Here is a 22,393-nt window from a genome sequence, read left to right as displayed (position 1 = left end):
ACTTATGTCGCTAAAAATGTATTGCAGGTGCACAACCCGGTGAGGCTTGTTGCCCGGCTCCGCACATTCTTACGGATTCTTGCAGATTTTATTTCGTGCCCATAAAAAAACCCCGCCTTGGCGGGGTTCTTCAGAAGCAGGGCTTCAATTATTTCAGGTTGCGTGTACCAACAACTTCGATCTCAACGCGACGGTTTTTGGCGCGGCCTTCAGCTGTCTTGTTGTCAGCTACTGGTTGTTTTTTGCCTTTGCCTTCAGTGTAGACGCGGTTGGCTTCGATGCCTTTGCTTACCAGGTAAGCTTTGACAGCTTCAGCGCGACGGATGGACAGTTTTTGGTTGTATTCGTCGGAACCTACGCCGTCAGTGTGACCAACAGCGATCACGACTTCCAGGTTGATGGATTTCAGTTTGGATGCCATGTCGTCGAGTTTGACTTTGGCTTCTGGTTTCAGAACAGCCTTGTCAAAGTCAAAGAATGCGTCAGCAGCGAAAGTGACTTTTTCGGATGTAGGTGCTGGTGGAGCAACTGGTTTCACGGGCGCAACCGGTGCTGGTGGTGGAGTAACAGCGGGTGCCACTGCTGGAGCTGGTTGTACCAGTGGTGCGTCGCAACCTGGAACTGCGTCAGCAGGAGTCCAGTAGCCAGTGCGCCAGCACAGGCCGAATGCATCACGTGCAATCACGCCACGGCCGTCCTGAACGTAGGCGCTGTGTGGCTTGTTTGCCATGATGTCTGTGATTTGTGCGGAAGCAGAAAAGGATGCAACTGCGGACGCTGCGATAACGAGCTTGACTAAATTTTTCATATTTCTCCTCTCGGGTGAGATTATTACCGCAGATGAACTGCGCGAATTAATACTGCATAAAACCGAATATTAACACGACGATGATGACATTACTATTTCGTCAAACAATAGCCCTGTTATTAATCAACCTTCGCTCTATTCTGCCATATCAATTCTGTTTAAGACGAAAATTGTTAAATAGACAAAGTTACACTTAGTTAAAAATGTCGCTTTTTGACAACGAAATGAACAGTTTGCCAAGCTAATACCAGTTTCCCCGAGGGAAACGTTTGGATTTGCTTGGCCTATGGGAAACAAAGATATTATTTTGCCAATCCACGAACTTCGATGACAATCCGGCGGTTCGGCGCCAGGCATTCTGCCAGTTTGGCTTTGGGCAGTTTTTCATCGCAAGCCTTGATTTGCTGGGTTTTGCCCATGCCCAGGGTGTCCATGGCGGCGCTGACACCTTTGCTGGACAGGTAGGCGGCGACGGCATCGGCACGTTTTTCTGACAGTTTCTGCAAGACTTGCGGCTTGCCGGTGATGTCGGTATGACCAGTGACGACGATCATGTCCACTTTGGCGCAGTCAGGCAGCTTGCCCAGTACCTGGGTGTCGATATTCTGTTTGGCGGCGTCTTTCAACTTGTCCTTGTTGGTGTCGAACGACTCGTCACCTGATAGCGTGACAGAAAAATCGCAACGCTTGGGTGGCGCAGGTGGTGCCGGTGGTGTAACTGGTGCCGGCGGGGCAGGCTGTACCAGCACTGGTTCTGCGGCCTTTACGGCTGAGGCAGGTTCGGCAGTCTGTGTTTGCGCTGTGGCCAGGGCGGGCAGGGAAAGTGCGGTCAGCAGGAGCAGCAGGTAAGAATTTTTTGTCATGATCATTGTCTCCAGTATGGGTTGGCTGTGGTTTTATTTTTATGATTTTGATTAGAGCATACAAATTTGTGTTCAGACTGTCATCCGGGCGACTTTGTGGTCGCTTGTGGCTCCTGGCTTTCCCTCAGTTTGCCCGCTGTTTGCTGTCGTTTGCTGCCGTTTGTTTGTGCTTGGGATGCGGGCCAGCTACTCCGCCGGGTACGGCAATTGAACACTGGCGGCTATTGCTGACTTTTGTTGCAACAGTTGCGGCCCATTAGTACGGTCTGAATTGCTATAAATGGAATTCAGCTATCGAGGCATGTTAGAATCAAGAGTTAAACGCCTGTCTTGTTGAAAGGCGTTATCAATTAACCAACGGAGTTCCTGACCAGATTTGGTATTGGCTTTTTCAGAGTGGGGACGCCTGTCGTACTGATTGCATGTGCGGCGGGTATCTACAGTTCTGAATGGCTGGTGCCTGGCATGGTCATGGGTTCCAAGTTCTAATTTTCCGGCTCGCCAATGGATCAATTCGCAAAAGAAACACTCCCGATTTCCCTTGAAGAAGAAATGCGCAAGAGCTATCTCGATTACGCGATGAGCGTTATCGTAGGTCGCGCTTTGCCGGATGTGCGTGATGGCTTAAAGCCTGTGCATCGTCGCGTCTTGTTCGCGATGCACGAAATGAACAATGTCTATAACCGACCTTTCGTCAAATGTGCGCGTGTGGTCGGTGAAGTCATGGGTAAGTACCATCCCCATGGCGATGCGTCCATTTACGACACCCTGGTGCGTATGGCGCAGGACTTTTCGCTGCGTTATACCCTGGTCGATGGTCAGGGTAACTTCGGTTCCGTCGACGGTGACAATGCTGCGGCGATGCGTTATACCGAGTGCCGTCTTGACAAGATCGCCAATGAACTGCTGGCAGATATCGAAAAAGAAACCGTCGATTTTGTTCCTAACTATGACGGTAAGGAGAAAGAACCTTCCGTCCTGCCTACCCGCATCCCCAACCTGCTGATCAATGGCTCGTCCGGTATTGCCGTGGGTATGGCGACGAATATCCCGCCACATAATATTACCGAGACCATCAACGGCGCCCTGCATGTCTTGCGCAATCCTGAATGCACGATTGATGAACTGATCGAGATCATCCCTGCGCCAGACTTCCCTACCGGCGGCATCATCTATGGTGTGTCCGGTGTGCGTGACGGTTATCGTACTGGCCGTGGCCGTGTGGTCATGCGTGCCAAGACTCACTTTGAAGAATTTGGCAAAGACAGTCGTACCGCATTGATCGTTGATGAATTGCCTTTCCAGGTCAACAAGAAGTCGCTGCTGGAACGTATTGCCGAACTGGTACGCGACAAGAAACTTGATGGCATTTCTGATATTCGTGATGAGTCCGACAAATCCGGCATGCGCGTTGTCATTGAGCTGAAACGCGGCGAAGTGCCTGATGTGGTGCTCAACAACCTGTACAAGCAAACGCAGTTGCAGGACACTTTTGGCATGAACATGGTAGCCCTGGTCAATGGCCAGCCCAAGCTGCTGAACCTGAAAGAAATGCTGTCCTGCTTCCTGTCGCATCGTCGCGAAGTGGTGACACGCCGTACCGTGTTTGAACTGCGCAAGGCGCGCGAACGTGGTCACGTGCTGGAAGGTCTGGCGGTTGCGCTGGCCAATATTGATGACTTTATTGCCATCATCAAGGCTGCACCGACACCACCGATAGCCAAACAGGAATTGATGACCCGTGCCTGGGACAGTTCCATGGTGCGCGAGATGCTGACCCGTACTGCGGCAGACAATCCTGGCGGCATTGACGCCTTCCGCCCTGAGAACCTGCCCAAGCATTACGGCATACAGTCTGATGGCCTGTACAAGCTGTCTGACGACCAGGCGCAAGAGATCCTGCAAATGCGTTTGCAACGCCTGACCGGTCTGGAGCAGGACAAGATCGTCAATGAATACAAAGACGTCATGGCAGAAATCGCTGACTTGCTTGATATTTTGTCCAAGCCAGAGCGCGTTACCGTCATCATCACTGATGAATTGACCCTGGCCCGCAATGAATACGGTGAAGGCAACAAAGACGTACGCCGTTCAGAAATCTCGCATAATGCGACTGACCTCGGTACTGAAGACCTGATCACGCCGCAAGACATGGTGGTGACCCTGTCGCACACCGGCTATATGAAGTCGCAACCGCTGTCTGAATACCGCGCGCAAAAACGCGGTGGCCGTGGCAAGCAGGCGACCGCAACCAAGGATGATGACTGGATCGAACAGCTGTTCGTGGCCAATACCCATGATTACATCCTGTGCTTCAGCAACCGTGGCCGCATGTACTGGCTGAAGGTCTGGGAAGTGCCGCAGGGTTCGCGCACATCTCGCGGCAAGCCTATCGTCAACATGTTCCCCTTGCAGGATGGTGAAAAAATCACGGTGATCCTGCCTTTGTCCGGCGACAACCGCACCTTCCCTGAAGACCATTATGTCTTCATGGCGACCAGCCTGGGCACAGTCAAGAAAACGCCTTTGACTGACTTCAGCAATCCACGTAAAGCTGGCATTATCGCGGTTGACCTGGATGAAGGCGACTTCCTCATCGGTGCAGCACTGACCGATGGCAAGCATGACGTCATGCTGTTCTCTGACTCTGGCAAGGCAGTACGCTTTGATGAAAACGATGTGCGCCCCATGGGCCGTACTGCTCGTGGCGTACGCGGCATGAACCTCGATGAAGGTCAGCAGGTGATTGCCTTGCTGGTGGCTGAAAATGAGCAGCAGTCTGTGTTGACCGCGACTGAAAACGGCTTTGGCAAACGCACACCTATCACTGAATACACCCGCCATGGCCGTGGTACCAAGGGCATGATCGCCATCCAGACATCCGAGCGTAATGGCAAGGTGGTGGCGGCAACCCTGGTTGATACTACGGATGAGATCATGCTGATCACGACCGGCGGTATTTTGATACGTACCCGTGTTTCAGAGATTCGTGAAATGGGCCGTGCGACCCAGGGCGTGACCCTGATTGCCGTTGAAGATGGCACCAAGCTGTCTGGCTTGCAGCGCATTGTTGAAACCGATGCGGATGAAAGCAGTGACAGTGCAGCCGATGCAGCAGGTACAACGGGCGGCCCAGCAGAAGACAATACAGCAGAGTAATGGATGATACGGCATGACAACGATTTATAATTTCGCACCAGGTCCGGCAGTTTTACCGAAAGAAGTCTTGCAGCAAGCCGCTGCAGAAATGCTGGACTGGCATGGCAGTGGCATGTCAGTCATGGAAATGAGCCATCGCGGGCCGGAGTTTACCTCCATCATCACGACGGCTTTGAGTGATTTCCGTGAACTGATGGCGGTGCCCGATAATTATAAAGTCTTGTTCCTGCAGGGCGGTGGCCTTGGTGAAAACGCCATCGTCCCCATGAACCTGATGGGGTTGAAGCCCCAGCCTGCCACGGCAGACTTTGTGCACACAGGTTCATGGACGGGCAAGTCACTCAAAGAAGCGCAAAAATACGGCAAGGTGAATATTGCTGCCTCTGGCGAGGCAGGCGGTTTCACTGCCGTGCCGCCGCGTGACAGCTGGAAGCTGACGCCTGATGCCGCCTACGTGCATCTGTGCACCAATGAAACCATAGACGGTATTGAATACCAGTTCACTCCAGATGTGGCGGCAGAAACCAATGGCGCGCCGATTGTGGCAGACATGTCTTCACACATCATGTCGCGTGTGATTGATGTCAGCAAATATGGCGCGATCTTCAGCGGCGCGCAAAAAAATCTGGGGCCGGCTGGCTTGACGATCGTCGTGGTGCGTGAAGACCTGCTCGGCCATGCCTTGCCTATCTGCCCGTCGGCCTTCAACTGGAAAATCATTGCAGACAATGATTCCATGTATAACACGCCACCAACTTATGCGATTTATATCGCTGGCCTGGTGTTCCAGTGGATCAAGCGCCAGGGCGGTGTCGCCGTTCTGGAGCAAAAGAATATCGCCAAGGCAAAGCTGTTGTATGACTATCTCGATTCCAGCGATTTTTATACGAACCGCGTAGCCAAAGACAGCCGTTCGCGCATGAACGTGCCGTTTTACCTGAAAGATGAGAGTCTCAATACGGAATTCCTGGCATCTGCCAAGGAGAACGGTCTGCTGCAACTGAAGGGGCACAAGTCCGTGGGCGGCATGCGCGCCTCGATTTATAACGCCATGCCGATAGAAGGCGTGCAGGCGCTGATCAATTTCATGCAGGAGTTTGCCAGCAAACACGCGTAATTTATTTCGATGTTAATATTGAAATAATTATTCGCTACTTCGTCAGCCCTTTCTGAGCATGGGACAACACCATCACCTGGAAACCGTGGCGCTGACGAGCCAGACCAAAAGCCTGGCGTGAGCGCATTGTATATAGGGCAGTTAATGGCGCGGCATGGCATTGCAAAACACATTTGCCCTGCCATCTTCAACACGATCAAAAACGGTTTTTAGGTATGGTATGAACGACAATAAATTACTTCCCCTGCGCATCAAGATTGATGCGATTGATGCCCAGATTCTTGATTTACTGAACCAGCGCGCCCGCGTTGCTGAAGAAGTTGGCCATGTCAAGGCAGAAACCAATGCGCCGGTATTTCGTCCTGAGCGTGAAGCCCAGGTGTTGCGTGGTGTGGCCGAGCGTAATCCTGGTCCCTTGCAGAATGACGACATACAGCTGATCTTCCGCGAAATCATGTCCGCTTGCCGTGCGCTGGAGCGTCGTGTGGTCGTGGCCTTTCTGGGGCCGGTCGGCACCTTCAGTGAACAGGCCGTGTACAAGCAGTTTGGCCATGCCATCCTGCCTTTGCCTTGCGTGTCGATAGATGAAGTGTTTCGCGCAACCGAAGCCGGTACGGCAGATTTTGGAGTCGTACCTATCGAGAACTCGTCCGAAGGGGCGATCAATCGTACCCTGGACCTGCTCTTGCAAACCAGCCTGGCCATCAGTGGTGAACTGGCGATACCGGTGCAGCATAGTCTGATGAGCAAATCCGGCAATATGGAAGGCATCAGCCGTATCTGCGCGCATTCGCAGGCACTGGCGCAATGCCAGGCCTGGCTGAACCAGCATTATCCCCATATAGAAAGACATGCCGTGGCATCCAATGCCGAAGCCGCGCGCATGGCCAGTGGCGATTACACCGTGGCAGCGATTGCCAGTGAAATCGCCGGCCATCAATATAATCTGGGTATCGTCTCTGCCCATATCCAGGATGACCCGCATAACCGTACCCGTTTTGCCGTGATTGGCCGCCTGCATACCACACCCAGCGGCAAGGACCAGACTTCCATCGTGCTGGCGACACCGAACAAGGCCGGTGCAGTCTATAACCTGCTGGCGCCGCTGGAAAAACACGGCGTTTCGATGACACGTTTTGAATCGCGCCCGGCCCGTACCGGCAACTGGGAATATTATTTCTATGTCGATGTCGAAGGTCATGTCATGGAGGCCAAAGTGGCGGCCGCCATGGGTGAACTGAACGACAAGGCAGCCTTCTTCAAGGTGCTGGGCTCTTACCCTTGTACTGTGTGAGTGCCTGATGCAAAAAGTTTTTGAACGCATTGCCGTATTTGGCGTAGGTTTGATTGGCGGCTCGTTTGCCCTGGCATTGAAAAAGGCTGGTGTCGTTGAGCAGGTGGTCGGGGTAGGGCGTAGCCGCGCTTCGCTTGAAAGGGCGCGGCAACTGGGTATCATTGATGAAATAGCCAGCGATACGGCGCATGCCTTGCGCAATACTGACCTGGTGCTGATTGCGGCGCCGGTAGCACAGACAGCCGCTATCCTGACGGCGATTTACCCGCATTTGCAGCCAGGCACCATTGTTACCGATGCCGGCAGCACCAAGGCTGATGTAGTGGCCGCAGCACGTGCCAGCCTGGCTGAAAAAATCGCCCAGTTTGTACCAGCCCATCCGATTGCCGGTCGTGAGCAGAACGGGCCTGAAGCAGCCCTGGTTGATCTGTATGCAGGCAAAAAAGCCGTTATTACCCGCCTGGCGGAAAACAGCGACGATGATGTAGGTCGTGTGGCCTGGGCCTGGCAGCAGTGCGGCGCCATCATCCATCACCTGGAGCCGGCGGCACATGATGCCGTATTTGCCGCCGTCAGCCATTTGCCGCATCTGCTGGCGTATGCATTGGTCGATGATATCGCGCGCAAGCCGCATGCCGACACCTTGTTCCAGTACGCAGCCAGCGGCTTTCGCGACTTTACCCGTATCGCCGGTTCCTCGCCTGAAATGTGGCGCGATATCAGCCTGGCCAACCGCATGGCCATGCTGGAAGAGCTGGATTCCTACACAGCGCGTTTATCGATTTTGCGGCAATATCTGCTGGATGCAGACGGTGCAGGCATAGAAGGTATCTACGCCAATGCACAGCGTGCCCGCCATAACTGGATCAGCGCGATAGAAGCGGCAGAGAAGCAGCAGCGTGGCGGCGGCGACTGATTTGCATTTCAGTCAATCAGGCTGCACTACTGTAAGCTACGTACCCACAGTACCCGAACCAGAATTCATCAAAGTACATCATGACTCAGACAAGCAAACCAGCAAGCAAACAATACCCGCACCACCTTGACCTGCAACCGGTGATGCAAGTGCAGGGCACGGTCAAGTTACCGGGTTCCAAAAGCATTTCCAACCGCACCCTGTTGCTGGCGGCGCTGGCGGAAGGCGAAACCAGAATCATGGATTTGCTGGCCTCGGACGATACCCTGGTCATGCTCAGCGCGTTGCAGAAACTGGGTGTACACTGGCAGCAAGAAGATGATACGCAAAATTACACGGTGCAGGGCGTGAATGGCCAGTTCCCCCAGCATCAGGCTGATTTATTCATGGGTAATGCCGGTACCGCGATACGCCCGCTGGTCGGCGCCCTGGCTGTGCTTGGCGGTGATTACACCGTACACGGCGTGGCGCGCATGCATGAGCGTCCCATTGGCGACCTGGTTGATGCACTGAACCAGGCTGGCGCGCAGATTGACTATACCGGTAACCCTGGCTACCCGCCTTTGCATATACATCGTGGCCATATCCATGCACAGCGCTTGCAGGTGAAGGGTAATGTGTCAAGTCAGTTCCTGACTGCCTTGCTGATGGCCGCGCCCCTGATGGCGCGCGAGCATGATGTGACGATTGAGGTGGTTGGTGAGCTGATTTCCAAACCCTATATAGAAATCACGCTGAATCTGATGGAAAAATTTGGTGTCAGGGTAGAACGTGATGGCTGGCAGGCGTTTACGGTGAAAAAAGGTCAGCGCTACGTATCGCCAGGCGTCATTCATGTGGAAGGTGATGCCTCGTCAGCATCTTACTTTCTGGCTGCTGGTGCGATTGCCGGTGGTCCAATTCGTGTGGAAGGTGTCGGCAAGGCCAGCATACAGGGCGACGTACGTTTTGCCGAAGCGCTGGAAAAAATGGGCGCAACGATCACCCGTGGAGATAATTGGATAGAAGCCAGCTCGAATGGTGTCTTGCAGGCAATTGATATGGACTTCAACCATATCCCTGACGCAGCAATGACGATAGCAGTAGCGGCCCTGTATGCCAATGGCACCACCACCTTGCGCAATATCGCCAGCTGGCGCGTCAAGGAAACTGATCGCCTGTCTGCGATGGCGACAGAGTTGCGCAAGCTGGGGGCGATTGTGGAAGAGGGTGCTGACTATATGACAGTGACGCCGCCAGCACAGATTTTGCCGGCGACGATAGATACTTATGATGATCACCGCATGGCCATGTGTTTTTCTTTGGCAAGTCTTGATGGTCGTGCGCGTCGTGGTGCTACCATGCGCATCAATGATCCTAAATGCGTGGCAAAGACTTTCCCTGACTATTTTGAAGTCTTTGCCGGGATCAATCACAAAGACTTGTTTTAAAGGTATTAGCGGTTTTTACTTTTTTAAGTTTCGAACACCTGGTAATTTTAGTAGCTTATGACTGTACGTAGTCCTGTAATCACAATTGATGGTCCCACCGCTTCGGGCAAGGGGACTGTTGCGCACCGGGTGGCCAAGCATCTTGGTTTTCATTACCTCGATTCCGGCGCCCTGTATCGCCTGACCGCCCTGATGGCGACACGCCACCATGTTGCCCTCGATGATGAGGCTGAAATTGCCATCATGGCAAGGACCCTGCCTTGCCGGTTTGTCCATGGCCATGTTTTTCTTGAAGATGAAGATGTGACCGATGCCGTCAGGGCTGAAGCCGTTGGTGTGGCTGCTTCGCGCATTGCGGTGTTGCCAGCCGTGCGGCAGGCCCTGGTCGATTTACAGGTGGCGTTTCGCTACACGCCCGGCCTGGTGGCCGATGGCCGTGACATGGGGACGGTGATCTTTCCCGATGCCTCTTTGAAAGTCTTCTTGACAGCAAGTGCCGAAGCGCGTGCAAGTCGCCGATATAAGCAATTGATTGAAAAGGGAATTTCTGCTAATATGGAAGACTTGGTAAAAGATTTGATGGAACGTGATGCAAGGGATAGCGCCCGTGCAACAGCGCCACTCAAGCCTGCACCAGATGCGATTATCCTGGATACCTCTGAATTAACTGCGGAAGAAGCGGTCAATAAAGTACTGATCTGGTATGCGCAAGCACAGAAAACAACAGAAAAGTAGCGTTTTTCAGGTCTTTTGACTTGAGCTGCCTGATGTTTGGCAACTGTGCGGCAAGTCCCCTTGATGACGCAAGGTTATTGAGGGAATGTTCAACCTAACCCGGTAAATGGTGCCTTTTGTACTATTCCGGCTAACTCGTAAATACTATGTCTACTGTTTTCATGTCCCAAGATTTCGCAACCGGTGCAGATAGCTTCGCAGCTTTGTTCGAAGAATCCCTGTCACGTCAGGATATGCGTTCCGGTGAAGTGATTTCTGCTGAAGTCGTTCGTATCGACCACAACTTCGTGATCGTGAACGCTGGCTTGAAGTCTGAAGCCTTTATCCCTGTTGAAGAATTCAAAAACGACCAGGGCGACCTGGAAGTGAATATCGGCGATTTCGTTTCCGTAGCGATTGATTCGCTGGAAAACGGTTTCGGCGACACAATTTTGTCCCGTGACAAAGCTAAACGTCTGGCCTCCTGGCTCGCGCTGGAAAAAGCGCTGGAGTCTGGCGAGATCGTTACTGGTACAGTTAATGGCAAAGTCAAAGGTGGCCTGACTGTTCTGACGAACGGCATCCGCGCTTTCTTGCCAGGTTCCCTGGTTGATACACGCCCAGTGAAGGATACAACTCCTTACGAAGGCAAAACCATGGAATTCAAGGTTATCAAGCTCGACCGCAAACGTAACAACGTTGTGCTGTCCCGCCGCGCTGTTGTTGAAGCGTCCATGGGCGAAGAGCGTCAGAAACTGATGGAAACCCTGAAAGAAGGCACAGTGGTTACTGGTGTTGTTAAAAACATCACTGACTACGGCGCGTTCGTTGATCTGGGCGGCATCGATGGCCTGTTGCACATCACCGACCTGGCATGGCGTCGTGTACGTCACCCTTCCGAGGTGTTGACAGTTGGTCAGGAAATCACTGCAAAAGTATTGAAATTCGACCAAGAGAAAAACCGTGTTTCCCTGGGCGTAAAACAACTGGGCGACGACCCATGGACAGGTTTGTCCCGTCGTTACCCTGCGAACACACGTCTGTTCGGTAAAGTAACCAACCTGACCGACTACGGTGCGTTCGTTGAAGTTGAACAAGGTATCGAAGGCCTGGTTCACGTTTCCGAAATGGACTGGACGAACAAAAACGTTGCTCCAAACAAAGTTGTTCAATTGGGCGACGAAGTTGAAGTCATGGTTCTGGAAATCGACGAAGAACGTCGTCGTATCAGCCTGGGCATGAAACAGTGCAAAGCCAATCCTTGGGATGATTTCGCGATCAACCACAAGAAAGGTGACAAAGTCAAAGGCGCGATCAAGTCCATCACTGACTTCGGCGTATTTATCGGTTTGTCTGGCAACATCGACGGCCTGGTACATCTGTCCGACCTGTCCTGGAATGAAACAGGCGAAGAAGCAGTTCGCCGCTTCAAGAAAGGTGACGAACTGGAAGCCATCGTTCTGGCAATCGACGTTGAGCGTGAGCGCGTTTCCCTGGGCGTTAAACAACTCGAAGGCGACCCATTCAATAACTACTGCGCAATGAACGACAAAGGCGCAATCGTTACTGGTACTGTCAAATCTGTTGAAGCCAAAGGCGCAGTCATCCAGCTGGCAGACGACGTTGAAGGCTACCTGCGTGCATCCGAAATCTCCCGCGACCGCGTGGAAGATGCCGGCAGCCACCTGAAAGTTGGTGACAGCGTTGAAGCAGTTGTGTTGAACGTTGACCGTAAGGCGCGCAGCATCCAGTTGTCCGTCAAGGCTAAAGATGCAGCTGAAACACAAGAAGCAATGCAAAAAATGTCTACTGATTCCAGCGCAGCATCCGGCACAACCAGCCTGGGCGCTTTGTTGAAAGCCAAGCTCGACAATAAAAACTAAGCTCAACAGTCATAAGGTTTTATTACTATGACCAAGTCGGAGCTGATAGCTCGTCTGGCAGAGCGGTATCCACAACTGGTAGCAAAAGATGTGGATATCGCTGTCAAAACCATACTGGACGCCATGTCGGACGCCCTGGCAACGGGGCAGCGCATAGAAATCCGTGGTTTTGGCAGCTTTGCGCTGAACAGTCGTCCGCCACGGATAGGCCGTAATCCCAAGTCCGGTGACAAGGTGATGGTTCCCGAAAAACGGGTACCGCACTTCAAGCCAGGCAAAGAATTGCGCGAACGTGTAGATGCCATGGTGGGGCAACCGATACACGATGACTAAGTCAGGCTGACTAGTCAACAATCGGGCTTCGACAGCGAGGTAAAAATAAAAACGGCATATCGGTTTTCCGATATGCCGTTTTTTTTCAGTACAATGCTCTTTTCGGGATCGCACGTCATAATTGCGTTATTCCCTGCTTATCCTTAAGGATGCATACATGAAATATATTTCAGGATTTTTCTACACGGTCCTATTTATCCTGTTGTTTGGCTTTGCCCTGAAAAATGATCAGATTGTTACTTTGCAATATTTTTTCGGTTATCAGCAATCGGCACCGCTGGTCATCATGTTGCTGGGTTTCTTTGTTGGTGGCTTTACCATCGGTATTCTTGCCATGGTGCCCATGGTGTTTCGCCACAGGCGTGACCTGCACAAGCATAAAAAGACCTTGGCAGAAATTGAAAAAGAACGTGAAGCTGCACAAAGGGCAAGTACTCAGGCGCCACAGCCTGATAGCATTCGCAATACCTGATTCTTTGCATACCATGCAAAGCAAAGCCCGGATGGCTTGAAACTCGTTGAATACGGTCGACCTGACCGCACACAATAAGAAGAAATACACATGGAATTTGAAATTTGGTGGCTACTGGGCATCCCCTTGTTCTTCACCCTGGGCTGGGCTGCTGCCCGCATCGACATACGCCAGCTGATCTCGGAATCACGCAGCCTGCCGCGTGGTTATTTCAAGGGCTTGAACTTCCTCTTGAATGACCAGCCAGACAAGGCTATTGATGTCTTCATCGATATCGTCAGACTGGACCCGGAAGCGGTTGACCTGCATTTTGCTCTCGGTAACCTGTTCCGCCGCCGTGGAGAGACCGAGCGCGCCATCCGTGTGCATCAGAACCTGCTGGCCAGGCCCGATCTGCCGACAGAACAAAAAACCCAGGCCATGTATGAACTGGGCCAGGATTACCTGAAAGCCGGCTTGCTTGATCGTGCCGAAGAAACCTATAACCTGCTGGCCAACAGCCCGTATGAAGCCCAGGCCAGGCGCGCCCTGCTGGAAATCTACCAGCGCGAAAAAGAATGGGCGCGCGCCATCGAAGCGGCCTATGCCTTGCAGGAATGCGGTGCTGGTGGCAGGCAAAAAGAAATCGCTCAGTTTTATTGCGAGATTGCGCAAGACGAACTGGTGCACACCAATACCGATGCCGCTCTTGCCACGCTGGAAAAAGCGTTGGCCATCGACAGGAACAATGTACGAGCGATCATACTCATGGGGGATGTGTATCAGAGCAAGGGTGACACAGAAAATGCCCTGGCGACCTGGCGCAGGGTAGAGCAGCAAAGTGTGCCGCATGTTGCCCTGGTGGCGCAGCGCCTGATGGATGCCTACAAGAAGCTCGACAAGGCGCAAGAGGGGTTGAATCTCATTAATAATTACCTGGCAGAGGCGCCATCGATTGATTTGCTGGAGGTCGCCTTCAAGGCCACGCTGGAGCTTGAAGGCATAGAGGCCGTCAACAACCTGGCCAGTGAAGAATTGCGCCGTACCCCGACCCTGCTGGGCCTGAACAAATTGCTTGATGGCAGGTTGATGGCAGCACCGCCAGAAATCCGGCCGGAACTGGCCGTGGTCAAGAACCTGGTGCATGGTTATGCACAAAAACTGGCGCGCTATCAATGTTCCAATTGCGGTTTCAAGGCCAGGCAGTTTTACTGGCATTGCCCTGGTTGCAGCAAGTGGGAAACCTATCCTCCGCGCAGGACGGAAGAGTTGAATGTCATGAATTAATGAATCCCGGTCCAAGCTACTGTGCGGAGCGATTTTTAGTTTGTTGAAGTGGGAAACTCATCGTCGTACTTCAGTACGAAACGCTTCTCAAAAAAGTGGCACCGCTCGCTACGCTTATATTGGAATTCATCGATACTCGTTAAATTAAAAGAATGTTGAATAAGGGCTGTGATCTGAAACTCTATGTGGATTACTGGATACTCAGATGTACAGAATGACTTATTTTTATTTGGTGATCAAAAAATGAAAATCACAATTATTGGTACAGGTTATGTCGGTCTGGTCACAGGTGCTTGCCTGGCTGAGCTGGGTAATGACGTGTTCTGCCTGGATGTCGATCCGCGCAAGATTGATATCCTCAACAATGGCGGCATCCCCATCCATGAACCTGGCCTCGAAGAGATTGTTGCGCGTAATCGCGCTGCCGGCCGCATACAGTTCTCTACCGACGTAGAAGCCAGTGTCAAACATGGGGATGTACAGTTCATCGCTGTCGGCACACCGCCTGACGAAGATGGTTCTGCTGATCTGCAATATGTGCTGGCAGCAGCCAGGAATATCGGCAAATACATGACGGGCTTCAAGGTCATCGTTGATAAATCTACCGTGCCTGTCGGTACGGCAGACCGCGTTAGTGCAGCGATTTCTGAAGAGCTGGCTGGTCGCGGTGCAACGGCAGAATTCTCTGTGGTCTCCAATCCTGAGTTTTTAAAGGAAGGCGCGGCGGTTGAAGACTTCATGCGCCCTGACCGCATCGTCATCGGTTGCGACCAGACGCCCCAGGGTGAAAAGGCGCGCAGCCAGATGAAGAAGCTGTACATGCCCTTCAACCGCAATCACGAGCGTACTTTCTGGATGGATGTACGCTCCGCCGAGTTCACCAAATATGCGGCCAATGCCATGCTGGCGACACGCATTTCTTTCATGAATGAGCTGGCCAACCTGGCTGACCATGTCGGTGCCGATATCGAGGCAGTTCGTCATGGCATAGGTTCTGATCCGCGCATAGGTCACAGCTTTTTGTATGCCGGTTGCGGCTACGGCGGTTCCTGTTTCCCCAAAGACGTGCAGGCACTGGAGCGCACAGCCCAGGATTATGGCCTGAACCTGCTGATCCTGCAGGCGGTGGAAGCCGTTAATGCAAGGCAAAAGCAGGTGCTGGGCAACAAGATACAGCAGCGTTTTGGGCAGAACCTGAGTGGCCGTCATTTCGCCGTCTGGGGTCTGGCATTCAAGCCCAATACGGACGACATGCGCGCAGCCTCTTCACGCGTACTGCTTGGTGAGTTGCTGCGTTCTGGTGCGACTGTCGCCGTGTATGACCCGGTGTCCATGCAGGAAGCCAGACGCGTGCTGGAGCTCGATTTTTATGATGCCCCTGAATTGCTGGAGTCCATACGCTATGCGGCTAATCCCATGGATGCACTGACTGATGCTGACGCCCTGGCCATCGTGACCGAATGGAAGGCCTTCCGTAGCCCGGACTTTGATCTGGTCAAGACCAAACTGAAGCAACCGGTCATCTTTGATGGGCGTAACCTGTTTGAGCCTGACGTCATGACTGAGCTCGGTATTGAATACCACGGCATAGGCCGCTCGGTACTCACGAATAAATAACTATGCAGCATATGGACGCAAAAACTAAACGTATTCTGGTTGCCGGCGATGTGATGCTGGACCGCTACTGGTTCGGCGAAGTCAATCGCATTTCGCCGGAAGCGCCTGTACCTGTCGTACGCGTGGAAAAGAGCGAAGAGCGCCTTGGTGGTGCGGCCAACGTTGCCCGCAATGCGGTGGCGCTCGGTGTGCAGGCTGCATTGATGGGAGTGATTGGTGATGATGATGCCGGCAACAGTGTGGAGCGCCTGCTCGAATCCTCCGGCATACAGACTTACCTGAGTCGTGACCAGCAGATTTCCACCATCATCAAATTGCGCGTGATAGGCCGCCAGCAGCAGTTGCTGCGCATCGATTTTGAAGAGCGCCCGACAGAGCATGTGTTGCGCGACAAGCTCAATCGTTTCAACTCTTTATTGACCGGCTTTGATGTTGTGGTGTTGTCTGACTATGCCAAGGGCAGTCTGGTGAATGTCAGTGCCATGATAACTGCCGCCAGGTCTGCCGGTAAAATCGTGCTGGTTGATCCCAAGGGCAGTGACTTCAGGCGTTATGCCGGCGCCAGCCTGCTGACGCCGAACAAGTCAGAGTTAAAGCAGATCATTGGTGACTGGGCCAGCGAAGAAGAACTGACGGCAAAGGCCCAGCAACTGCGCATGGATTTGCAACTCGACGGTCTGTTGCTGACCCGCTCGGAAGAAGGCATGACCCTGTTCACTGCCGATGGCGTGACCCATGTACCCGCCATGGCGCGCGAAGTGTTTGATGTCTCTGGCGCCGGGGATACCGTCATCGCCACCATGGCTGTCATGCTGGCGCAGGGCAAATCCATGCAAGAAGCGGTGGTCATCGCCAATCGTGCCGGTGGCATTGTGGTCGGCAAGCTGGGTACAGCGACCGTGACACGAGAAGAACTGTTCCCTGCATGATGATGTAATGATCAAGGGTAAGGAGCAGGCACTCAGGCTCGCCTGCTCCTTACCGCTGACAGGTCGTTAATTGTCTATTGCACCAAAGCGAAAGCTCGATGCGACCACGCCGCCAAAGATGTTTTCTTCATGATAAACGCAACTGGCGACTTCTCCTTCTGCAGCGCCCGCTGCCACCATCAACGGCAATAAATGCTCTTCCCTGGGGTGGGCGATGCGTGCTGACGGGGCGTCTTCCCAGTGGATCAGGCGGGCGACTCTTTCTGTCGTGCTGCTGGCGACCAGGCTGTCCTGCAGCCAGTCATCAAAGCTTGATGAAGGTTCTTTCGCCAGCGGGCCAAAACGACGCAGGTTGTGGTAACTGAGGCCGCTGCCGATGATCAGCACGCCTTCGTCACGCAAAGGCGCCAGCGCCCTGCCCAGTGCCAGGTGCTCTGCCGGGTCCAGGCCCGTGCGTAGTGACAATTGCACCACCGGCATATCGGCCTCGGGGTACATGACTGCCAGCGGTGCGAATGCGCCATGGTCAAACCCGCGCTGGCTGTCAAGCTGTGCTGGCAGAGCGGCTTGCCTGATCAGGCTGACAACCTGTTCGGCCAGCGCCGGCATGCCTGGGGCCGGGTAGCGTATTTTGTAGGTGTGCTCGGGAAAACCGGAATAGTCATACACCATGCCCGGCCATGGGTTGCTCATGACGCGGAATGAAGTCTCTTCCCAGTGGGCGGATATCATCAATATCGCCTTGGGTTTTTCGGGCAACTGGTGCGGTATGTCGACCAGCGATACTTCCAGCGCATGCATGGCGCGCCGTAAATCTTCCATATAGGGCCAGGGGCCGCCGCCGTGCGAGATGAAGTAGGTAGGCAATTTCATATTTGTCCTTTGCGATGACTGATCGAAAGGGATCAGCTACGTGAATGACTTGCGTGCAAGCTTTACATTATTTTTCATGATAATGTTTCTCAATCCGGAAATCGATAGTGTTAAAGTAATTGTATTGTTTCCATAAATGGAAACATTGAAAGACTTCTCTGACGACCCAAAGGCATGGCATGGACGAGCTCGATATCAACGGCATCAGGGTGTTTCGCGAAATCGTCGAGGCTGGCAGTTTCACGGCGGCGGCTGACCGGCTTGGCATGGCGGCACCCATGGTCAGCAAGCATATCGCCAGGCTGGAGCGCAAGCTTGGCGCGCGTCTGCTCAATCGCAGCAGTCGCAGCATGAGCCTGACCGAGGCGGGTAAAAATTTTTTCGAGCAGGGGCGGCAGGCGCTCGATATTCTTGATACTGCCGTCGCTAGCCTGGCACAGGCTGGCGGGCCACCACGCGGCGAATTGAAAATCAGTGCGCCAGTCTGGTGTGCCAATGCAGGTTTTGCTGACCTGTTGGCTGAATTTCACTCCAGCTATCCGGAAATACGCATTGACCTGCATCTCGATAATCATATGGCAGACCTGGTGGCGGACGGCTTTGACCTGGCCCTGCGCGTGACTGATGACCCTACACCATCGCTGATCGCCAGGCGGGTATGCAGCCTCAAATTTCACCTTGTTGCCACACCGGCTTTTCTGGACAGGCAAAAACTGGCTGGCGAAAGGAGGACCATTGCCATGATCATGCCGAATTATGTTCAACTGGAACGCCTGAACCTGCCATCGCTGGCGAATGACCCCGCACTGAAGTTCAATACCATCATGAAATCCAGTGACACGACCCTGAGCTACCATTGTGTGCTGGCCAGTATGGGGGCTGCGTTCTTGCCTGGATGGCTGGTTGATCATGACCTGGCTACCGGCAGGCTGAAAACAGTCGGTGCAGATGGTTCCGGCTTTGACGGCAATCTGTACGCTGTATATGCCAGCAGACGCCAGATGCCGGCCAAGCTGCGTTGCTTTATTGATTTTTTGCTGGAGAAACTTGGGGATCAGGTTTCGGTACCATAACCTGCCTTCAAACTGACACATTTCTGTGAAATACTTGTCAACGATTCCGTGCCGGATTCGTTGATGTCCATGTAGGGCAGGGAATCATACTGGACTATATATCTGAAAAATGGCTGTTCAAATTTCTAGGGAGTGTTCGCATGTTGAAGAAATTACTGTTTGCAATGATGGCCTTGTTGGCTGCTACAGGTTTTGCATTTGCTGATGTCGATGTCAATAAAGGGGATCAGGCTGCACTCGATGGTATCAAGGGCATAGGCCCGGCCAAATCCAAGGCCATCATCGAAGAGCGTACCAAGAATGGCGCCTTCAAGGACTGGGCTGATTTTGAAAGCCGCGTCAAAGGCATAGGCGAAAAGAATTCTACCAAGCTGTCTGAAGCAGGCTTGACTGTCAATGGCCAGGCCAAGCCGGGCGCCGCTGCAAAACCTGCTGCTTCTGCCAAGGCAGATAAAGCCGAGAAGGCCAGCAAGGCAGATAAAGCAGACAAGACTGACAAAGCCTCTGCCCCGTCAGCCTCCGCATCTGCTGCTGCCAAGGCTTCAGCGCCGACTGCTCCGGCAACGCCAGCAGCTGCTTCTGCTGCATCCGCCGCATCCAAGGCATCTGCCAGCGCCAAGAAGTGAAAACCAGGTAGCTTCAGCATCATTAGTGCGAATTACCAGGGCCCCCGGAACTGTTCCGGGGTTTTTTATTAGCTTATGCAAAATATGTATAAGCATGTGCGATGGCCTGGTTTGATGCGTGAAGGGCTTGATTTCTCTAGCTAAATGAACAAAAACAGCTGACGTCGCAGATAAAGACATAGGTCCGGCAGGTGCTTATGCGGCAAGCACCTATGGGTAACTGAGATTAGAATAAGACTTTGCATTTTTCAGCTGCTCACTATGTCCTATCTGACCATCGAAGACACCATTGGCAATACGCCGCTAGTCCGCTTGCAACGCATACCAGGTGAAAACAACCGATTGCGCAACAACGTCATACTGGGCAAGCTTGAAGGTAATAATCCTGCCGGATCCGTCAAGGACAGGCCAGCCTTGTCCATGATCAAGCGGGCAGAAGAACGTGGCCGCATCAAGCCGGGTGATACGCTGATAGAAGCAACCAGCGGCAACACCGGTATTGCGCTGGCGATGGCAGCGGCGATGCGTGGCTATAAAATGGTTTTACTGATGCCGGAAAACCTGAGCATAGAACGCCGTCAGAGCATGGCTGCTTATGGTGCGCAGATCATGCTGACTCCGAAGACTGGCGGCATGGAATATGCGCGTGACCTGGCCGAGCAAATGCAGGCGGAGGGGCGCGGTGTCATACTCGACCAGTTCGCCAATCCTGATAATCCGCTCGCTCATTACGAGACAACAGGTCCAGAAATCTGGCGCGATACCAAGGGAGAGATTACCCACTTCGTCAGCGCCATGGGAACGACGGGCACCATTATGGGTGTATCGGCTTACCTGAAAGAACAAAACCCGAAGATACAGATCGTCGGTGCGCAGCCCGAAGATGGTTCACAGATACCTGGCATACGCAAATGGCCCGAAGCTTATATGCCAAAGATTTATGACAAGGCCAGGGTCGACGTAGTGGAGTCAGTTTCGCAGGCAGATGCAGAGCACATGGCGCGCAGGCTTGCAGTGGAAGAGGGAATATTCTGTGGTATTTCTGCCGCCGGCGCCTGCGAAATTGCCTTGCGTATTGCCCAGACGGTAGAAAACGCCACCATTGTATTTGTTGTTTGTGATCGCGGTGACCGCTACCTGTCGACGGGTGTTTTTCCGGCTTGAGCCAAGAAATAACTGGTATTGAAATGACGGGCGCATGGAAAGTGTGTCCGTTTTTTTATGTTGGCGGACGGCAACAGTAAAGCAGCGGCTGGAACAAGCATAAAAAAATACCGAAACCACGCTTTCGGCGCACTTTCGGTATTTTTCAATTCTGCCGCGGTCTCCGACCATCAAGAAAGAAGATCGGGTGACCGTCAACCTCGGACGAATTACGCTGCGTCTTTTGGTTTGAATTGCTTGTCGCTGATGCGGAATTTTGCACGACGGTCGCCCATCAATTCACGCAATTCCTTGATGCTGACATCGCTGATTTCATGCATGCGGATCAGCAATGATGCGCCGACCGGCAGGCGACGATGCCTGATTTTACTGATGACTGGTGGTGCAACTTCCAGTGCTCTTGAGAGTGCTGCATCATTTTTCAGATGCAATTGCTTGATCAGAGTATCCAACAGATTGTTTGGATCATAGTCGATTTCATCGGATTCAAGCTGGGTCAAATTTGCCATAATTACCTCGCTGTTTTTGTCTATTGATGCTTTATTTAATTGCTTCAATAAAAATTAATCAAACGGTAATATTGTATCTTTAAAATAGAATTTGCTTGTCAGAAAATTAGCAAACCATTGTTAAATCTCTTGACACCTTGCTTTATTCATACGCAAATGTGACAACAAGATAACAACACTCTAGATTAAAAAATACCGAATGGCAATGTTGATTCCGGTAATCTATTACCAGAATAACATAAATTAACAATCGAGGCGACAGGTCTGTAAAGAGGTATTTTTCTTCATCTCTTCTTAAGACGTACCATTTGCATTCATTTTCCGCGAGCTGCTGCAATCGTCCGCCCCAGGTCATAAACTGACATCGCGTAAAAGTAGCTGCGGTTGTACAAGGTGATAGCAAAGAAGTTCTCTGTAGCAAGCCAATACTCCGTTGCTTCGTTGCCATTTTGCAGATCGACAAGCCCATACGGGATATTTGCTGGCGCTTCGCTACTGGCTGTTGTCGCGATGGCTTTTAAATCTTGCAATTGATAGCTGGCGGTCAAACCTTTCCCCAAGGCAGTGGTAAGAGCTTCGGACTTGTCACTGACGATCAGTGTTGCAGGAAAAGCGACAGGCAAGTTGCGTTTCCAGCCATGCTCGGCCAGGTAGTGGGCGACACTGCCTATGGCGTCCACGGGGGAGTCAGTCAGGTTGATTTTGCCGTCACCGTCAAAGTCCACTGCATACTTTCTGATGCTGCCAGGCATGAATTGCGGCCAGCCTATGGCGCCGGCGTATGAACCTTTGAAGACAAAGGGATCCAGCGAAGATTCGCGTGCCATCAGTAGCATGTTTTCAAGTTCTGCGCGGAAAAATTCCATACGCGCATCACGGTTGGGTGTGTCAGGGTAATCGAATGCCAGTGTGGTCAGGGCGTCCATGACACGAAAGCCACCGGTTTGTTTGCCGAAGATGGTTTCCACACCGATCAGGCCGACGATGATTTCTGCGGGCACGCCATATTGCTGTTCTGCTCTGGCCAACTCGTTTGCATATTTGTCCCAGAAGGCGATGCCATTTTCTATGCGATAGGGTTCGACAAAGCGGGCGCGATAGGCTTTCCAGTTTTTGGGTTTGCCAGCGGGTGCCGGACGCATCAGTTGTCTGGCGGTCTCTGTGTAGCGGACCTGCTTGAAGGTGGCTTTCAGTTCGGCTTCTGTAAAGCCATTTTTGTTCACCATCTCGGCGATGAAGTTGTTGACTTCCTTCCACTGCTCAAAATGGCCTTCTTCTTTTTTAAGGGTTTTGCCGCTGCTGGCAGTGCTTGCTGATGATGCAGCTGCATGCTTTTTCACATGTTTC

20 protein-coding genes are annotated in these 22,393 nt (G+C 52.6%); 15 read left to right on the top strand and 5 right to left on the bottom strand.

What is annotated here, in order from left to right; all coding sequences use genetic code 11:
• Positions 1–148: 148 nt before the first annotated feature.
• Together ompA and LZ463_RS18115 are read right to left on the bottom strand one after the other, a co-directional pair.
• Complete coding sequence (ompA, locus tag LZ463_RS18120; protein ID WP_277624091.1) at positions 149–808, bottom strand: outer membrane protein OmpA; 660 nt, start codon at positions 806–808, stop codon at positions 149–151.
• A 302-nt stretch (positions 809–1,110) separates the two neighbouring features.
• Positions 1,111–1,671, bottom strand: a complete 561-nt coding sequence (locus LZ463_RS18115) for an OmpA family protein (protein WP_241457219.1) — start codon at positions 1,669–1,671, stop codon at positions 1,111–1,113.
• A 504-nt stretch (positions 1,672–2,175) separates the two neighbouring features.
• On the opposite strand from LZ463_RS18115, the gene gyrA reads away from it, so the two are divergent.
• The 12 genes from gyrA (at position 2,176) to rfaE1 (ending at position 16,801) form a co-directional block, all read left to right on the top strand.
• Positions 2,176–4,830, top strand: coding sequence for a DNA gyrase subunit A (gyrA, locus tag LZ463_RS18110; RefSeq protein WP_241457218.1), 2,655 nt, complete (start codon positions 2,176–2,178; stop codon positions 4,828–4,830).
• A 13-nt stretch (positions 4,831–4,843) separates the two neighbouring features.
• Positions 4,844–5,947: a 3-phosphoserine/phosphohydroxythreonine transaminase gene (gene serC, locus LZ463_RS18105; RefSeq protein WP_241457217.1), complete on the top strand. Its 1,104-nt coding sequence runs from the start codon at positions 4,844–4,846 to the stop codon at positions 5,945–5,947.
• Between the two features lie 220 nt (positions 5,948–6,167).
• Positions 6,168–7,241 carry a prephenate dehydratase gene (gene pheA, locus LZ463_RS18100; RefSeq protein ID WP_241457216.1) on the top strand — a complete coding sequence of 358 codons (1,074 nt, stop codon included), beginning with the start codon at positions 6,168–6,170 and terminating at the stop codon, positions 7,239–7,241.
• A gap of 7 nt (positions 7,242–7,248) precedes the next feature.
• Entirely contained in the window at positions 7,249–8,157 is a 909-nt protein-coding gene (locus LZ463_RS18095; protein ID WP_241457215.1) for a prephenate dehydrogenase, read from the top strand.
• 80 nt (positions 8,158–8,237) lie between these two features.
• Positions 8,238–9,587, top strand: a complete 1,350-nt coding sequence (aroA, locus tag LZ463_RS18090; protein WP_241457214.1) for a 3-phosphoshikimate 1-carboxyvinyltransferase — start codon at positions 8,238–8,240, stop codon at positions 9,585–9,587.
• 57 nt (positions 9,588–9,644) lie between these two features.
• Entirely contained in the window at positions 9,645–10,322 is a 678-nt protein-coding gene (gene cmk, locus LZ463_RS18085) for a (d)CMP kinase (protein WP_241457213.1), read from the top strand.
• 161 nt (positions 10,323–10,483) lie between these two features.
• Positions 10,484–12,184, top strand: coding sequence for a 30S ribosomal protein S1 (rpsA, locus tag LZ463_RS18080; protein WP_241457212.1), 1,701 nt, complete (start codon positions 10,484–10,486; stop codon positions 12,182–12,184).
• A 27-nt stretch (positions 12,185–12,211) separates the two neighbouring features.
• Positions 12,212–12,517: an integration host factor subunit beta gene (locus LZ463_RS18075; protein ID WP_110256992.1), complete on the top strand. Its 306-nt coding sequence runs from the start codon at positions 12,212–12,214 to the stop codon at positions 12,515–12,517.
• A 157-nt stretch (positions 12,518–12,674) separates the two neighbouring features.
• Complete coding sequence (locus LZ463_RS18070) at positions 12,675–12,989, top strand: LapA family protein (RefSeq protein WP_241457211.1); 315 nt, start codon at positions 12,675–12,677, stop codon at positions 12,987–12,989.
• A gap of 90 nt (positions 12,990–13,079) precedes the next feature.
• Entirely contained in the window at positions 13,080–14,255 is a 1,176-nt protein-coding gene (lapB, locus tag LZ463_RS18065; protein WP_241457210.1) for a lipopolysaccharide assembly protein LapB, read from the top strand.
• Between the two features lie 243 nt (positions 14,256–14,498).
• Complete coding sequence (locus tag LZ463_RS18060; RefSeq protein WP_241457209.1) at positions 14,499–15,872, top strand: UDP-glucose dehydrogenase family protein; 1,374 nt, start codon at positions 14,499–14,501, stop codon at positions 15,870–15,872.
• Between the two features lie 11 nt (positions 15,873–15,883).
• On the top strand, positions 15,884–16,801 hold the full coding sequence (gene rfaE1, locus LZ463_RS18055) for a D-glycero-beta-D-manno-heptose-7-phosphate kinase (RefSeq protein WP_241457208.1): 918 nt from the start codon (positions 15,884–15,886) through the stop codon (positions 16,799–16,801).
• 66 nt (positions 16,802–16,867) lie between these two features.
• Here rfaE1 and LZ463_RS18050 read toward each other — a convergent pair whose 3' ends face one another.
• On the bottom strand, positions 16,868–17,674 hold the full coding sequence (locus LZ463_RS18050) for a DODA-type extradiol aromatic ring-opening family dioxygenase (protein WP_241457207.1): 807 nt from the start codon (positions 17,672–17,674) through the stop codon (positions 16,868–16,870).
• 179 nt (positions 17,675–17,853) lie between these two features.
• Between LZ463_RS18050 and LZ463_RS18045 the strand changes: the two genes are divergently transcribed.
• The 3 genes from LZ463_RS18045 to cysM all read left to right on the top strand — a co-directional run bounded on the left by LZ463_RS18045 (position 17,854) and on the right by cysM (position 20,537).
• Positions 17,854–18,747, top strand: coding sequence for a LysR family transcriptional regulator (locus tag LZ463_RS18045; protein WP_241457206.1), 894 nt, complete (start codon positions 17,854–17,856; stop codon positions 18,745–18,747).
• A gap of 140 nt (positions 18,748–18,887) precedes the next feature.
• Positions 18,888–19,373 carry a ComEA family DNA-binding protein gene (locus LZ463_RS18040; protein ID WP_241457205.1) on the top strand — a complete coding sequence of 162 codons (486 nt, stop codon included), beginning with the start codon at positions 18,888–18,890 and terminating at the stop codon, positions 19,371–19,373.
• 261 nt (positions 19,374–19,634) lie between these two features.
• Positions 19,635–20,537 carry a cysteine synthase CysM gene (cysM, locus tag LZ463_RS18035; protein WP_241457204.1) on the top strand — a complete coding sequence of 301 codons (903 nt, stop codon included), beginning with the start codon at positions 19,635–19,637 and terminating at the stop codon, positions 20,535–20,537.
• A 209-nt stretch (positions 20,538–20,746) separates the two neighbouring features.
• On the opposite strand, the gene LZ463_RS18030 is transcribed toward cysM, so the two are convergent.
• Complete coding sequence (locus LZ463_RS18030) at positions 20,747–21,046, bottom strand: hypothetical protein (RefSeq protein ID WP_110257001.1); 300 nt, start codon at positions 21,044–21,046, stop codon at positions 20,747–20,749.
• Between the two features lie 314 nt (positions 21,047–21,360).
• Positions 21,361–22,386: a lytic murein transglycosylase B gene (mltB, locus tag LZ463_RS18025; protein ID WP_347176280.1), complete on the bottom strand. Its 1,026-nt coding sequence runs from the start codon at positions 22,384–22,386 to the stop codon at positions 21,361–21,363.
• Between the last annotated feature and the right edge of the window lie 7 nt (positions 22,387–22,393).

Origin of the sequence: Undibacterium paludis (assembly GCF_022568815.1) — a bacterium.
GTDB lineage: Bacteria > Pseudomonadota > Gammaproteobacteria > Burkholderiales > Burkholderiaceae_D > Undibacterium.
Note: the sequence above shows the minus strand (reverse complement) of the source record. Positions and strands in the feature narration are given on the sequence as shown.